Source organism: Rhodococcus baikonurensis (assembly GCF_040489275.1).
Lineage (GTDB): Bacteria > Actinomycetota > Actinomycetes > Mycobacteriales > Mycobacteriaceae > Rhodococcus_F > Rhodococcus_F baikonurensis.
Window position 1 is genome coordinate 187,661 of the sequence record NZ_JBEUOQ010000006.1, and the last position, 14,232, is coordinate 201,892.

A 14,232-nucleotide genomic window follows, 5' to 3' on the forward strand; every position below is an offset into this window, starting at 1 on the left:
GATATATCACTTTCGTCCGAATTGTGGATCGGACCTGAGGTGATCAGCCGTAGACGTTGTCGGGGCTGATCAACTTGGTGATCGGCACCATCAACGCGCTGGTCAGATCAGTCTCGCCGTCGATGTCGGTGTTGATGAAGACGACCAGGGTGGTGTCCTTCTCGGGCAAGTAGACCGAGACTGTCTTGTAGCCGGGCAGGCTTCCGTTGTGACCGATCCAGCCACCGCTGTTGAACAATCCGAGTCCGTAGCCGGAGCTGTCGTCCCCTTCGCTCAAGTTCACGGTTTGCAGGCGCTGCTTCTGAGTGTCGTCGGTGAGGAGATCGCCCTTGGCCAGCGCCGGAACCCAGATGCGCATGTCGTCCAACGACGAGATCATTGCACCCGCGGCGCCGCCCCACGACGGATTCCAATCCGTCGCCGCGGTCACGGATTCGTCGAGCGTTTGGTTGGTGTACCCCTGCGCGTGTGGTGTCGGGAACGCGTTGGTCATGGGAAAGCTGGTGTGCTCCATCCCGAGTGGTGTCGCGATCTTGGTGTCGATGACGTCCGACAGTCTTGAGCCGGAGACCTTTTCGATCACCATTCCCAGCAGAACAGTGTTGGTGTTCGAGTAGTCGACGGTGGTCCCTGGTCGAAGTTGGAGTGGGAGGTCCTTGACGTATCCGACGAGTTCCTCTGGTGTGTAAGCTCGGCGAGGATCCGAAAGATATTCCATCACAAACTGTTCAGATGTCGTGTAGTCCACGAGGCCGCTGCGCATCCCTGCCAGGTGACGCAAGCTGATCGCATCACCTTCCATGACGCCGTCGACGTAGTGGGAAATCGGATCATCGAGACCGATCTTTCCCTCGTCGACCAATTGCAGCAGGGCGGTCACGGTAAATGTCTTGGTGACGCTACCGATTCGGTGGTAGAAGTCGGTTTCCATCGGTGCTTTCGTTGCAGTATCGGCGACGCCCGCAACCTTCACATAGTTGCCGTCGGGTCCCCAAATGCCCACCATCGCACCGGGAATCCCGGTCGAATTCACCGCCGCGTCGATGATCGAGTCGAGCTGGCCGGTGATGGCAGAGTCCATGACCTTGTCAGAGGTGGATGTGGGATTGTCTGCGGATTTTTCCGTGCTGCAGCTGATTACAGCTCCGGCAACCATGGCGCTGCACAGGCCGACAAGCATGATGCGTCTTGCTCCGGTTTTCATGAGTCGAACTCTGCCTGTCCGAGGGCGCTCACACATCGACCCCGGGTACGGCAGACGCAGTCCCCAGGTACCTCCTCAACTGGTACCGAGGGACTACGGAACCCTGGCCTCAACCCCTTGACAGGGGTCAGAGCCCGCCGTCGAAGAACGCCGCCAGCGCCGGTGCCGGGTCTGCCGCGGTGCCCATATTTGCCACGCAGACAACGATCAATCCCAGCGTGAACAGTGCAGTGAGAATGCCTATCGACCCCGACACGAATCTCGTCCGTCGCTCGGATCGTGCCGTTCTCGCGAAGCGTGCCCACACGACCACGGCCACGGCCAGTGATATTGCTGCCGCGATCAGCGCGATCACCGCCATGGCCAAGTGATACCGCGCGAAGTCGCTGATCATCAGTTCGAGGGCCGGACTTTGCTGATTTCCGGTGCCCGTCGACTGAGCGAGCTGTTGTCGGACCTGCCCGACAGTGTCGCCAAGTGCCCCATCCGTCTGGGCCACGGGCAACATCGAGATCAGCGAAGAGAAGGGCGCAACGACACCTTGGACGTTTGCCATTACGAGTACCGACGAGAACAGTGCGAGGAGTGTGACCAGTCCACCGGCCGAGACGAATGCGAGTTTCTTTCCAGCCGTCAGAGGGCCGGCGTTCACGAACGACATCCAGAGCGCGCGGCCGAGTGAGAGCAGGACGGTCAACAGGATTACCGCAATCACTGCCTTGGCGATGTGGTACCGCTGCCAGTAGTCGACAGCGGACTGCAAACCGGGCGTGAAGCTCTCAACGCCCGAGTTCCAATACTCGACGAAATTTGCTCGGACCGTCTCGACGAGCGCCCCCTGGTTTGCATAGCCCTCGCCGGGACGTGTTGTCAGCATGGCCGGGGCGAGAACGAAGGCTGCGGAGAAGACGGCGGCGGCAGCGATCAGCGCGGCGATCTTGCGGCCGGAAGACAGTATCGGCCGAGATGGCCCCGACGCGGTATGCAGCGGGATTCCTCCAGCGTGATGCGCGGTCATCTGGTCACCGTCCACAAAGTCATGTCACCGAGTGTAGAAATCCGCGCTACGGACTTCATCGTTCGAGAGGATGATATTTCCGGCGGTGGCGTCCGCCCGCGGACGCCGCCGGCGTCGACATCCCCCTCAGCACTCGACGACATTGACGGCGAGCCCGCCTTCACTGGTTTCCTTGTAGCGCACGGACATGTCGTTTCCGGTTTGTCGCATGGTCTCGATGACGGTATCGAGGCTCACCACATGCGTCCCGTCACCCAGGTATGCGAGCTGCGCTGCGGTGACTGCAGTCGAGGCGGCGACGGCATTTCGCTCGATGCAGGGGATTTGGACCAGGCCACCAACCGGATCGCAGGTCAGCCCCAGATGGTGTTCCATGGCAATCTCAGCTGCATTCTCGATTTGTCGTGGCGATCCACCCATGACTGCGCACAGACCTGCCGCCGCCATCGCACAAGCGGCTCCGACCTCGCCTTGACACCCGGCTTCCGCACCCGAGATCGAGGCATTCGCTTTGATGATCGACCCGATTGCGGCCGCGGTGAGTAGAAACGTTCGAACGTCATGCGCGCCGGCGCCCGTCGCACGTATGTGGTGGTAGAGCACCGCCGGCACGATGCCTGCCGCACCGTTCGTCGGAGCCGTTACCACGCGGCCACCTGCTGCATTTTCTTCGTTGACCGCCATGGCGTAGACCGTCAGCCACTCGCGTGAGGATGGTGCGCAGTTACGTTGTTCCAGTTGAATGTTCGCAGACCGCGCGCGTCGGCGAACTCCGAGACGCCCGGGCAATACACCTTCGGTCTGGGTGCCGCGCTCGATGCAGGCGCGCATCGCGGACCAGATCGCGTCGATGCCGGTGAATGCCCGATCCTGGCCGTGTATCGCGATTTCGTCGGACAAGGCCAGTTCGGCGATAGTTCCGGAGCCGCATTCCGCCAGTAGCTCTTTCGCGGTTCGGTAGCGTGAGTTGATCGAATGCGCGTTTGCTTGCGTCTCCGTTCCGGCGCGCAGTACGAATCCGCCACCGATCGACAGATATGTACGTGTACAGACGATTTCGCGACCGCTGAAGGCGGTCAGGGTCATCGAGTTGGGGTGGCCGTGACGGCGAACCAGCGGCTCGAACACCATGTCCTCGTGCTCGAACACTACGTGTTCGAGCGAGCCACCGACGAGCGTCATCGATCCGCCGTCCGACAGCTCGGCCCATCGGCCGTGAACGTCGGTCGGCTCGCACGTTTCAGGCTCCAACCCACGAAGTCCCGCGATCACCGCGTCGGGAGTGCAGTGACCTATACCGGTGGCGGCGAGAGAGCCGTGCAGGTTGCAGCGAATCCGGTCGACCGACGCGGTCAAGTCGGCAGCGGCGAGCTCGCCGCCGAAAGCGTGCGCAGCGCGCATCGGACCGACCGTGTGTGAACTGGAGGGTCCGATGCCGATGGAGAAGAATTCGAGAGCGGAAACATAGACTCCGGTGGTGCTCATTCGGCGCTCGTGACGGTGGTCGCTCCTGACTCGCGCTGGGCCGCAAGCGTCAAGAGGGTGGAGCGCGAGTCCCCGCTAGCGGCTCGGATCACAGTGCGCGCCATTGCGATTGCCCCATGCAGAACGGCTTCGTCACCCGCCGCGGAGCGGGCATCAGCGGCAAACTCGATAGTGTGAGGAACTCCGGTGACGCCGCGCAACGCGATCATCGGGTGGATCGAGGGCACCGCCTTCGACACGTTGCCCATGTCAGTCGAGCCGCCGGTCAGGGGAGTTCGGGCGGCCGCGGTGCGGCCCAGGCTCGCGATCTCCTCGTCCCAGATGGTCGCCAGCACGCGATGTTGTACCAGCTCCTCGTACCGAGGTTCGGCGCGTTCGGTCGACCAGGAGCAGTCGCTGGCCACAGCAGCGCCCTCGAAGCATGCGAGCATGCGACGCTTGGCGTCCAACAGCACGTCGAGTTCTGCGGCCCGAACTTCCGCGCGAACCAATGTCGAGGCCGGAATGATGTTTGTCGCTTCGCCGCCGTGCTCGATGTAGGCGTTCAGTCTGACGTCGGACGGAAGTTGTTGACGGAGAAGTCCGATGGCAACCAAGGCGATCGTGGCGGCGTCACCTGCGTTGATTCCCTTGTGTGGCGCAGCGGCCGCGTGCGCGGCTCGTCCGGAGTAGGTCACGTCGAACCGATCGACTGCCTGCGTTCCGGTGACGGTGCAACTGACGTCTTCACCTGCAGCGCCGTGGACCATGATCGACATCGCCGCGCCCTCCCATGCGCCGCGTTCGAGGAGTAGGACTTTCCCGCCGCCGTGTTCCTCGGCCGGCGTACCGAGGAGGACGACGGTCAGGCCGTGCTCTTCCGCGACCTCACCGAGTGCGACGGCTGCTCCGAGTCCGGCGGCGGCGATGACGTTGTGCCCACACGCATGACCGATGTCGGGGAGGGCGTCGTATTCGGCGCAGACGACGACGCGGAAGGGGCCGGAGCCTCGCACCGCTTCGAATGCCGTCTCGAGGCCGTAGGCGGCGCGAGTAACCGTGAAGCCCGCTTCCTGCGCGGCGTCAGCCAAGAGCGCCGACGCACGATGCTCTTCGAATGCCAACTCTGGGTGAGCATGGATCGTGTGGCTGACGTCGATGAGGCGAGATGACCACTTCTCGATCGTGCTCGAAACCGAGTCCGTGGGGGTGAGGGTGTCAGCGATGGACATGGGTATTGCTTCCTTTCAAGATCTTTTGTTTCCAGCGTCTTTCGGTGCAGTCCTAATGCCAGAGGCCGAGCGCGAACTCCGCGACGACCACGGAAAGCAGGTACGAGGCGAGGATCGCGACGATTCCGACCGGGACGATCTTCCAGCCGATCGTCTTGAGCAAGGGAAGGTCCTTGCCGAGGCTGAGACCTGCGACAGTCAGGGTGAGGGTGCAGATCGAGAGAAAGTCGACAGTCCCGACGGTGCTCGAGACGAAATCACCGATGGGGGACCACGGCGTGGTCGCCAAGGCGCCGACGGTGATGATGGCGATCATCGCCGCGATCTTGCCGCGGGTCAGGCGGGCCACGCCGACGCCCAGGAGCAACAATCCGGTGAGGATCAGGTATCCGACGATGATCGATCGAGTTACGCCACCCGCTGCGATCGAGGAGACGATGACCCCACCGACGAACAGAATCGGAACGATAGTGGTCAGCGGCACGGTGACGCTCGGCGCGACCGCTCGTGGGGCAGTGTCAGCTTTCCGTTCGGTGGTCGTCTTCGAGCGCTTGGTGAGTGCGCCGTAGATTCGATCAGCAAGGGGGAGTGCGACATACATGCCGACATACACGCCGAGGAGGCCGGTGATGATGTTGGATGTGGCCGCCACGGCGAGTACCTGGTCGGCCATCTCGGGGTGCGCCGAAACGACGCTCGCGGCAGCGGCAGCCATCATCGAGCCGGATCCGACCCCAGCACCCATCGCCAACGCGAGGGGGTCGAAGATGTTGAAGGACGTAGCCAGCGACGCAATCAGGCTGATCAGCACGGCACCGAACAGAGTGCCGAAAACGTACATCGACAGGACTCCGCGGTACTGGTCGGAATCGGGGCCGTAGCGTTCACTGACCATCGCGAAGGAGCCCTCGCGGTCGATGGAGAAGGTTGCTCCGACGGTCGCCGGTCCCATCCGAAGGAGTACCGCCAGTGGGAGTGCGAGAGCGATAGTGCCGAACAAGTGCCCCAGTTCCTGCAGTAGCAGGGCAGGGCCCGCCTCGAACAACAGTTGGATGTTCGGGCCGATGGTGAAAGACAGTCTTGCGCAGAGCAAGAGAACAGCCAGCCCCATGATTGCCGAGGCTGCGGCCTGAAGATCGAGGCCGAGAGGTTTCCACTTCTGGCTCGAGACGACACCGCCGGCAATCAGTCCCCACACCATGGGCAGGATCGTGATGGCGGCAGCGCCGACGGGAATCACTGCGGGGCCGATCAGTTGGGCGCCTGCCGCAAGCCCGAGGAGCAGAATCACCACGATCCACAGGCGTGGCGACCTCATGGCGAAAACGACCTTGTGCGTCGCGGTCTGATCGCTGACCGGAGAATCGTCATGCGAGACAGGGAATGCTTCGGTCATGTCGGTGTCTTTCTCGAGGGGGCGAACGAACGCAAGATGTAGCGTTCTCGAGGCTCAGGATTTGGTGGACTATTGATGAGATGAAGTTAGGATTGATGCGTTTCGATCCTGTTTCGGTGCAGCATTCTTGTGAAAGTGAGGTCTTCGGTGCAGGATCAGATGCTCAAGGACGACGATCTTCGGCTGTTGAACGCACTGCAGATCAGGCCGCGAGCGTCGTGGTCCGAGCTTTCACGCGCGATCGGTTCCGACCCGGTCACCCTGACCAGGCGTTGGGAGCGTCTGCACTCGCAAGGGATAGCGTGGATCGCTGCCTACCGAGGCGGTCCCATCGTGTCGGCGACTGCGCTCCTCGAGATCGAATGCGCACCGGCGCAGACCCTTGGTGTCGCCGAACAGATCGCGCACGATCCCGAGGTCCTGACAGTCGATCTCACAACCGGCAATCGGGATCTGCTTGTCACGCTCACGTGCACCGACCTCGATCAATTGTCCAGATACGTCCTGGAGCGAACACGATCGCTGCCGATGATCACCGCGATGCGAACACAGATCGTGTCCTCGGCGAACTCCGATGCCCGAAACTGGCGTCTACGTGCTCTCGACGCGGACGAGATCGCCGCGCTCGAGGCGACTCCGCCGGCGAAGATTCGTGGTGTACGCGCCAGCGAAGAGGAACAGTCGCAGCTGTTCGACATCCTTTCCCGCGAACCACGAATTACCGTCTCGGCACTCGCTGCAGCCCTCGGAGTCACGCCGGCACGCGCCGGAGCGTTACTTTCTCACGAGCTGTCGACAGGGCGTCTGGTCGTCCGCACGGAGATAGCTCGGCCCTACTCCGGCTGGCCGGTCTACGCGTGGTACTTCTTACGTCTCGACGGGCGAAAGGAGGCAATTGCTCAGCGCCTTTCCCACCTGCGCGAGGCGAGGCTTGTTGCTTCTACCATCGGCAGCTACGACATCGCGTTGGCGGTGTGGCTGCGCTCGATCGACGACGTGCAGCGTTTGGAAGGTTATCTCGCCGAGCAGTTTCCGGGCGTATCCGTGGTGGACCGGTCGATCGTCCTGCGTACGCCGCATCATCTACATCGAACAATCGATGTGTCGGGTCGAAGCATGCCGAAGCACGGGTGATCCGTAACGCGTTCGCGCGGATCGGGTGCTTTCCGACTACTGGGGGATCGCCACGTCGACGATCAAGCCGTAGTGATCGGAACCTTCGATCTCGATGCGCTCGAGAGACTTCGCCTGTGCACCCCGCAGAAGTACATGGTCGATGCCGACGATCGCGGGAAATTTTTTGTCCGCCGGGTAGGTGCGAACGATGCCGACTCCCAATTGGTCTGCGGTATCGGAGTAGCCGACGTCGAGAAGGTCACGGAATTGCTTGTGCGTGAAGGTCGTGTTGAAATCGCCACTGACGACGACGGTTCCCTCCGCGGCAGCGGCGTCGAGCGCGTTTCGCAAAGTGCTCAGCTCGGCAGTCCACACGTCGGGCGGGGTCACGTACGCCGGTCCGGGGTGAACCGCCAGAAGGGTGAACGGGGTTGAGAATCCCACTTCGGCAACAAGATTGGTAGGTCCGAATCCGGTCAGTTCCCGAGTTTCCGTCAGCGGATAACGACTGTAAATACCTGCGCCACCCCCGCCGGCCTCGTCCGGTACCAAGTAGTGATGCGGCAGCAGTTGCTCGAGCCCTTGATCTCTCAGAGAGCCTTCGAGTGATGTGGTCAGTTCCTGAACCGTCAGGACATCGACTGCCTTCTCACGCACCGTCGCAGTCAAACTGACGGGGTCTGCCTGCCCGAAGAGAAGGTTCGCTTGCATTACACGCAGAGACGGCCCGTCGATTTCGGAACTGTTTGCTACATACAATGGACTGATCACCGACGCGCCCACCGCTATCAGTACCACCGAAATCGCCAGCAGGATCCAGCGGCGAAAAACCAGGCATATCAGGGACGCTGCGAGTGTGACTGCAAGCAGCATCGGGACAAAGGAGGCCACGGCGATCAACGGGTTGATCGGCTTGGTGGAGTACGACGAGATCAGCGCAATGACACCGACGGCAATCCCACCCACCCCGGCGACCTGAGCGATACGGCGAGCCGGAGCATTGTCCGTCGTGAATCCCATACCAAACGGTACCTAATGCAGCTTAGGCTCCCGATTGCCTGGCGTTGTCAGTCGCCGGTTCGGGTGCGGAATGCGTTCACGGCCGCTTCGATGGTCGGGTAGAAGTGCGTCGAATCGAACCTGTCGCCGACCCCGAATCGGATGAGTCGATCCTTGATCGGACCTTTCATCTCCGCGAATGCCAATCGAATTCCTTTGCCCTCCAAAAATGTATCCAGATCGACGAGTTCGTCGACGGCGGTCGTGTCGAGCCCGGTGATCGGCTCGGCGGCAATGACCACCCATTCGACCGGGTCGGGTGCCTTGGCGACGACGGAGCGAACGTACTCGTCGAAGATCTCGCCGTTCGCGAAAAACAGTGGCGCGTCAAACCTCACCAACACCAGGCCGGGGATGCGATGCCCATCTGGATGTCGTTCGACGTCGTGGAATCCGGCGGGTTCGCCGGTCTCGACGAGTTCGGTTCGATGTGGCTGCCATACCTGCGCGATGACCGCTGCGAAGGACAGTCCGATCGCAACAAGGATGCCTTGAAGCACCCCGACGAGGGCGACGCCGAGGAACGCCGCGACGGCGAGGCCGAATTCCACGGTGCTCATGCGCCACATGCGGACCATGCCGCCCACGTCGATCAGTGCACACGCGGCGACGATGACGACGGCGGCCAGTGTTGCATCGGGCAGATATGCCGTGAGTCCGGGAGCGACGAGGACGAACACCAGGACCGCAAGCGCTCCGACAACGCCGGCCAATTGTGTATGTGCCCCACTCTGTTCGGCTACCGGCGTCCGTGATCCGCTCGCAGAGATCGGGAATCCGCCGTAAAGTCCGCCGGCCACGTTCGCGACACCGATCGCCTTCATTTCGGTACTGCCGTTCACGTCCTCGCCGTGTCGGGCGGCGAAGGTGCGCGAGAGAACACCGGTGTCGGCGAAGGCAATCAGCGCGATACCGGCCGCCGGTCCGATCAGGTGCCCGACGTCCTGCCAGGTGACTCCGCCGACAGAGGGGAGGGGGAGCCCTTCCGGCAGCGCGCCGACCATTCCGATGTCATCGCTGAGACCGGCGGCGGCGGACAAGACTATTGCCGCGACGACGGCGATCAGCACACCGGGTATAACAGGTACCCAGAGCCGGAAGACCACAATGACAATGAGTGAACCCACGCCGATGACGGCAGCGAGGGGATCGACATCTCCACCGGCCAGAGCCTTTCCGATCTCACCGATTTCACCGAGGAGGCCGGACGCGTCGACGGAGAAACCGAGCAGCTTGGGAAGCTGACCGATTACGACGACGAGCGCGATGGCGTTGAGGTAGCCGAGACGGATCGGTTTCGAGAGGAGTTCGGTCACGAAACCCAGACGCAGGAATCCGCCGATCACCAGGATGAGCCCGACAAGAACGGCCAGAACTCCGGCTAGTGCAAGCGCGTTCTCCGAATCGCCGACCACCGCCAGCGGTATGACTGCGGCGGCGATGAGCGGTGCCAGCGACGAATCAGGTCCGAGTACAAGAATCTTCGACGGTCCGACTACCGCGTACGCGAGCAACGGCACGATGGTTGCGTACAGACCGGCGTACGCGGGCAATCCAGCGGCCTCGGCGTAGCCCATCCCCGCCGGGATCAGCAGGGCCGTCAAGACGAGCCCGGCCGTGACGTCTGCGCGGAGCCATTCACGGCGATATCCGCGTGCAGTCGCGATCCCGGGTAGCCGACCTAGACTCTCCGTCCACATCATCGTGTGATTGTCCCTCCCTCAGCGGAGTGACGGGCGCGCGATGGGGCAACCGCAGTGGTCGCAGGAAGGGGCGCAGGTGGCCGTGCGATGCGGTGGCGTCGGATCGCCTTTTCCAACTCGACGACAACCGGGATGATCAGTGACCAGCCTAGGCAGACGAGCCACTGGGCGCCTGTCAGTGAAGTTGTCATGAGGAGGTCCTGGAGAACACTCGCCTCGACGGCAAATACGGTCACGACCGTGGGGATGGTCAAGATCTTGACGGCACCGAGAACCGGCGGAACAAGTCCGGACTCGGGATCACGCCGCATGGTCAACCCAGCGAATATCGAACCGAGAGAGAGCACTACGAATGCGGTGGTCATGGGGACATTCGCCTCAGTAGTGCTCATTTGGCCGGGCGCAAGAAGCATCGCCGCGAGTGTCACGGCAAATTGCAAGACGCCGTACGCGAGCCATTGAGCGACTGCGCTTCGATGGGCGATCGGCATCTTGGGATCGCGTGGAGGCTTGTTCATCAGATCCGGTGGCGGTGGGTCGAGCATGATCACGGCGACGGGGAACAGTGTGATGAAGAAGTGCTGGAACAACACCATCAGTGGCGTCAGTGCCACACCCTCGTTGATGTTGAAGATGCTCGCGGCGAGGAAGAGGAGAACCAACGAAAAGAGTTTCGACATCTGGTAGCGGATATACGACACGATCTTCCCGTAGATGTTGCGGCCCAGGGTGATCGCGGTGATGAGGGTTCCGAAGTTGTCGTCGGTGAGCACCATCTTGCCCGCCTGTTTGGTCACCTCGCTGCCCGAGCCCATGGCGACGCCGATATCGGCCTTCTTCAACGCGGCGGCGTCGTTGACCGCATCTCCGGTCATCGCGACCACGGCGCCACCGCTCTGCATGACATCGACCAAGCGAAGTTTGTCCTGCGGAGTGACTCGGCCGAACACGTGCAGGTTCGGCAATGCGGCCGAGAGTTCGTCAGCGGTCATCGCTTGCAATTCGGCTCCGCCGACCGCACCCGAGCCGAGTCCGAGTTCGGCACCGATCGCGGCGGCGGTGATGGCATGGTCGCCGGTGATCATGCGGACCTCGATGCCGGCCCGGTGTGCGGTTCGCACCGAATCGATCGCCTCCGGACGCAGCGGGTCGATGATGCCTGCCATGCCGACAAACGTCAGGTCCTCGACAAAGGACATGGGGTCCGCCACGACAGCGTCTTCCCGTCCGTCGAGACGTCTGACAGCGAATGCCAGCACCCGAAGACCCTTCTCGGACATCGACTGATTTGCGGCCGTGAGTTCGTCTCGGACTTCCTCGATCGGTACCTGCCGGCGGCCGGGGAGGAAGGCCGAAGAACAACGAGCGAGGACGACATCGGGTCCGCCCTTGACCAATTCGACGAACTGACTCTCGCCGTCGACTTCGAGATGGTGGTACGTGGCCATGAACTTGTACGCGGAATCGAACGGAACCGTCGCCACCCGCGGGTAGGTCCGCCTGGTGAGCGGGGCGTCGGCGCCGATCTTTGCCGCGAGCACCACGAGTGCGGCCTCGGTCGGGTCGCCGACAACTACTCCGGAATCGGAAACCGTTGCATCACTGTCGAGACACAGTCCGTATGCGAGAAGGGTGAAGTCGGGCGGCGTCTCGCCGGCAACCTGCGTTATCCTTCCCGCTTTGGCATAGCCCTCGCCGTCGACCGTGTACCAACGGCTGTGGACGTACAGCGATCGGACGGTCATCTGGTTCATGGTCAGCGTGCCGGTCTTGTCCGAGTTGATTGCACTGGTTGCGCCGAGGGTTTCGACGTCGGTCAGGTTCTTCACGACTGCCTTGGCGTCGGCCAGTTGACGTGCACCGTAGGCCAGCATCGCCTGGACGAAAGTTGGTAGGCCGGTCGGAATCGCGGACACCCCCATTGCGATACCAAGGAGCAGAAGCGTTGTCAGGTCCTGCCCACGAATGAGGCCGATGACGACGATGACGATCACTGCCGTCCACGCGATGATGCCGAGAAGTTTGGTGAGAGAGTCCAATTCACGTTGCAGTGGCGACTTGCCAGGGGCGACCGCCGACAACATCGAGGCGATCTGGCCGATCTGCGTCTGCATCCCGGTCTCGGTGACCACCATGGTCGCCGTGCCGCGGGTGACCGAGGTGTTCTGGAACACCAGATTGCTGCGGTCTCCGAGTGGAATATCCTCGTTCTCCAGCGTTTTCGGGTCTTTCGGGATGGGCGTGCTTTCCCCGGTCAATGCGGCTTCTTGTGTCTCCAGAGTGGTCGAGGCGAGCAACCGTCCATCGGCAGCAATGATGTCTCCTGCCTCGACTTGGATGATGTCACCCGGCACCAGTTCGGTGGCGTCGAGCTGTATCAGGTTTCCGTCACGAATGACCCGTGCTTGGGGTGTCTGCATCTTGGCGAGCGCGTCGACGCTGGCCCGTGCCTTCAACTCCTGTCGAGTTCCGAGGACGATGTTGAGCACGACGAGGACCGCCACCACGATCGCTGTCGGCACTTCACCGATGGCGATGCTGACCGCGGCCACGGCGACGAGCATCAAGTTCATCGGATCTTTCAGCTGCAACACAGCGATCGACCACGTCGACGGCGGTGGCGTCGATGTGATTTCGTTCGACCCGTAGCGTCGTCGCCGTTGGTCGGCCTCATCCGACTGCAGTCCGCGTTCCTGGTCCGACTGCAGTGCGGACACGACTGATTCGCCACTTTGCGCATGCCATGGCGTGGGGCTCATGACCGCACGTCCTTTCCTTGGCGATCGTCAATACCGGGTCGGAATCCAGTGAAGTGGTTGGTTGGGCGTCTGGTAGCCGTGGGCCTTCTGCCGTTTCGGCAGGGTGATGTCCGTGGATTGCACGGGCTCGTAGGGGATCTGACTCAGAATGTGGCTGATGATGTTGAGTCGTCCGCGTTTCTTGTCATTGTTGTTTGCGACATACCATGGCGCCCAGCCGGTGTCGGTGAAGCGAAACATCTCGTCGCGGGCACGCGAGTAGTCGTACCAATGACTGAACGACTTCAGATCGAGATTCGACAGCTTCCAGATCTTTCGAGGATCGTCGATCCGGCTCTGCAGACGTACGAGCTGCTGTTCTTCGCTGACCTCGAGCCAGTACTTGAGCAGAATGACTCCCGATTCCACGATCGCGCGTTCGACGGTCGGAATGAGCTGGAGAAATTGACGTGCCTGGTCGTCGGTGCAAAAGCCCATCACCCGTTCGACTCCGGCGCGGTTGTACCAACTCCGGTCGAAGATGACGATTTCACCGGCCGCCGGCAGATGTGGGACGTAGCGCTGGATGTACATCTGCGAGTGCTCTCGCTCGGTCGGGGCTGGTAGGGCAACCACCCGGAACACTCGGGGACTCACGCGTTCGGTGATGGCTTTGATGACCCCGCCCTTCCCGGCGGTATCTCGGCCTTCGAACACGATGCAGACTTTGGCGCCAGACGATTTGACCCACTCCTGCAGAGCCACGAGCTCGCCGTGCATCGGCTTGAGTTCGTGGCGGTATACCTTGTTCTTCATCGGTTTTTCTGCGACGAGTGCCGCGTCGTCGTGAAGAATCCGAGCGTTCTTTCCCACTTCCACTCCTAGGCGACGTGAGCGTGCGGGAATCGTCCGCTCGTGTGTGTATGCCCCATATTCGGTCAACCTATTCTCTCCGTGATCGAGAACCGAATCGTGTTGTTTTCGAACCCTTTCCGAGTCTTGACGCGCTCGGCTGGACGGACGACCATTAATGAATGACTGGCGACGAAGAGTTGCTTCACGTCGAGCGGGTGATCACTCGCCTGATTTCCCGGTATCCGAATGTTCCTCCACCGGAGATCGAAAACAGAGTGCGAACAATTCATCAGCGGTTCGTGGGCTGTCGGATCCGTGACTTCGTGCCTCTCCTTGTCGAAAAGGCTGCCAGACAAGAGATCTCGAATCGGAGAATCGTGATCTCGATTATGGACGAGCGTTCGGCGAACCTGGACTCACTCGAGCTGTAGCCGGAACGGATGTCGT

The 14,232-nt window shown here is 61.7% G+C and carries 11 protein-coding genes; 2 read left to right on the forward strand and 9 right to left on the reverse strand.

The window, feature by feature from the left end:
* Window positions 1-43: 43 nt before the first annotated feature.
* The 5 genes from ABWI03_RS16410 to ABWI03_RS16430 all read right to left on the reverse strand — a co-directional run bounded on the left by ABWI03_RS16410 (window position 44) and on the right by ABWI03_RS16430 (window position 6,314).
* A complete protein-coding gene (locus ABWI03_RS16410) occupies window positions 44-1,204 on the reverse strand; it encodes a serine hydrolase domain-containing protein (RefSeq protein ID WP_298780188.1) in 1,161 nt (386 codons plus the stop codon).
* A 127-nt stretch (window positions 1,205-1,331) separates the two neighbouring features.
* Window positions 1,332-2,222 carry a hypothetical protein gene (locus tag ABWI03_RS16415; RefSeq protein WP_298780185.1) on the reverse strand — a complete coding sequence of 297 codons (891 nt, stop codon included), beginning with the start codon at window positions 2,220-2,222 and terminating at the stop codon, window positions 1,332-1,334.
* Between the two features lie 126 nt (window positions 2,223-2,348).
* The gene (locus ABWI03_RS16420) at window positions 2,349-3,707 is read right to left on the reverse strand and encodes an L-serine ammonia-lyase (protein ID WP_283376251.1); all 1,359 of its coding nucleotides are present in this window, start codon (window positions 3,705-3,707) and stop codon (window positions 2,349-2,351) included.
* A complete protein-coding gene (locus ABWI03_RS16425; RefSeq protein WP_235172020.1) occupies window positions 3,704-4,918 on the reverse strand; it encodes an amidohydrolase in 1,215 nt (404 codons plus the stop codon). Before ABWI03_RS16425 ends, ABWI03_RS16420 begins: the two co-directional genes overlap by 4 nt.
* 52 nt (window positions 4,919-4,970) lie before the next feature.
* Window positions 4,971-6,314, reverse strand: a complete 1,344-nt coding sequence (locus ABWI03_RS16430; protein ID WP_095970700.1) for a DUF3100 domain-containing protein — start codon at window positions 6,312-6,314, stop codon at window positions 4,971-4,973.
* Window positions 6,315-6,449: 135 nt separating this feature from the next.
* Here ABWI03_RS16430 and ABWI03_RS16435 point away from each other — a divergent pair, with 135 nt between their 5' ends.
* Window positions 6,450-7,448, forward strand: coding sequence for an Lrp/AsnC family transcriptional regulator (locus ABWI03_RS16435; RefSeq protein ID WP_234036773.1), 999 nt, complete (start codon window positions 6,450-6,452; stop codon window positions 7,446-7,448).
* 36 nt (window positions 7,449-7,484) lie between these two features.
* On the opposite strand, the gene ABWI03_RS16440 is transcribed toward ABWI03_RS16435, so the two are convergent.
* The 4 genes from ABWI03_RS16440 to ppk2 are packed head-to-tail and all read right to left on the reverse strand — an operon-like array spanning window position 7,485 to window position 13,746.
* Window positions 7,485-8,450 (reverse strand): endonuclease/exonuclease/phosphatase family protein, encoded by a 966-nt coding sequence (locus ABWI03_RS16440; RefSeq protein ID WP_298780176.1) that lies wholly within the window; start codon window positions 8,448-8,450, stop codon window positions 7,485-7,487.
* A gap of 47 nt (window positions 8,451-8,497) precedes the next feature.
* A complete protein-coding gene (locus ABWI03_RS16445) occupies window positions 8,498-10,192 on the reverse strand; it encodes a SulP family inorganic anion transporter (RefSeq protein WP_298780173.1) in 1,695 nt (564 codons plus the stop codon).
* On the reverse strand, window positions 10,189-12,951 hold the full coding sequence (locus ABWI03_RS16450; RefSeq protein WP_298780170.1) for a cation-translocating P-type ATPase: 2,763 nt from the start codon (window positions 12,949-12,951) through the stop codon (window positions 10,189-10,191). The genes ABWI03_RS16445 and ABWI03_RS16450 overlap by 4 nt, the downstream gene beginning before the upstream one ends.
* Before the next feature lie 27 nt (window positions 12,952-12,978).
* Window positions 12,979-13,746 carry a polyphosphate kinase 2 gene (ppk2, locus tag ABWI03_RS16455; RefSeq protein ID WP_378374194.1) on the reverse strand — a complete coding sequence of 256 codons (768 nt, stop codon included), beginning with the start codon at window positions 13,744-13,746 and terminating at the stop codon, window positions 12,979-12,981.
* A 218-nt stretch (window positions 13,747-13,964) separates the two neighbouring features.
* Here ppk2 and ABWI03_RS16460 point away from each other — a divergent pair, with 218 nt between their 5' ends.
* Window positions 13,965-14,216 (forward strand): three-helix bundle dimerization domain-containing protein, encoded by a 252-nt coding sequence (locus tag ABWI03_RS16460; protein WP_124566276.1) that lies wholly within the window; start codon window positions 13,965-13,967, stop codon window positions 14,214-14,216.
* Window positions 14,217-14,232 lie beyond the last annotated feature (16 nt).

Coding starts and splice junctions, on each gene's coding strand:
- ABWI03_RS16410 (WP_298780188.1), bottom strand. CDS start 1,204: ATGAAAACCGGAGCAAGACGCATCATGCTTGTCGGCCTGTGCAGCGCC.
- ABWI03_RS16415 (WP_298780185.1), bottom strand. CDS start 2,222: ATGACCGCGCATCACGCTGGAGGAATCCCGCTGCATACCGCGTCGGGG.
- ABWI03_RS16420 (WP_283376251.1), bottom strand. CDS start 3,707: ATGAGCACCACCGGAGTCTATGTTTCCGCTCTCGAATTCTTCTCCATC.
- ABWI03_RS16425 (WP_235172020.1), bottom strand. CDS start 4,918: ATGTCCATCGCTGACACCCTCACCCCCACGGACTCGGTTTCGAGCACG.
- ABWI03_RS16430 (WP_095970700.1), bottom strand. CDS start 6,314: ATGACCGAAGCATTCCCTGTCTCGCATGACGATTCTCCGGTCAGCGAT.
- ABWI03_RS16440 (WP_298780176.1), bottom strand. CDS start 8,450: ATGGGATTCACGACGGACAATGCTCCGGCTCGCCGTATCGCTCAGGTC.
- ABWI03_RS16445 (WP_298780173.1), bottom strand. CDS start 10,192: ATGATGTGGACGGAGAGTCTAGGTCGGCTACCCGGGATCGCGACTGCA.
- ABWI03_RS16450 (WP_298780170.1), bottom strand. CDS start 12,951: ATGAGCCCCACGCCATGGCATGCGCAAAGTGGCGAATCAGTCGTGTCC.
- ppk2 (WP_378374194.1), bottom strand. CDS start 13,746: ATGAAGAACAAGGTATACCGCCACGAACTCAAGCCGATGCACGGCGAG.
- ABWI03_RS16460 (WP_124566276.1), top strand. CDS start 13,965: ATGACTGGCGACGAAGAGTTGCTTCACGTCGAGCGGGTGATCACTCGC.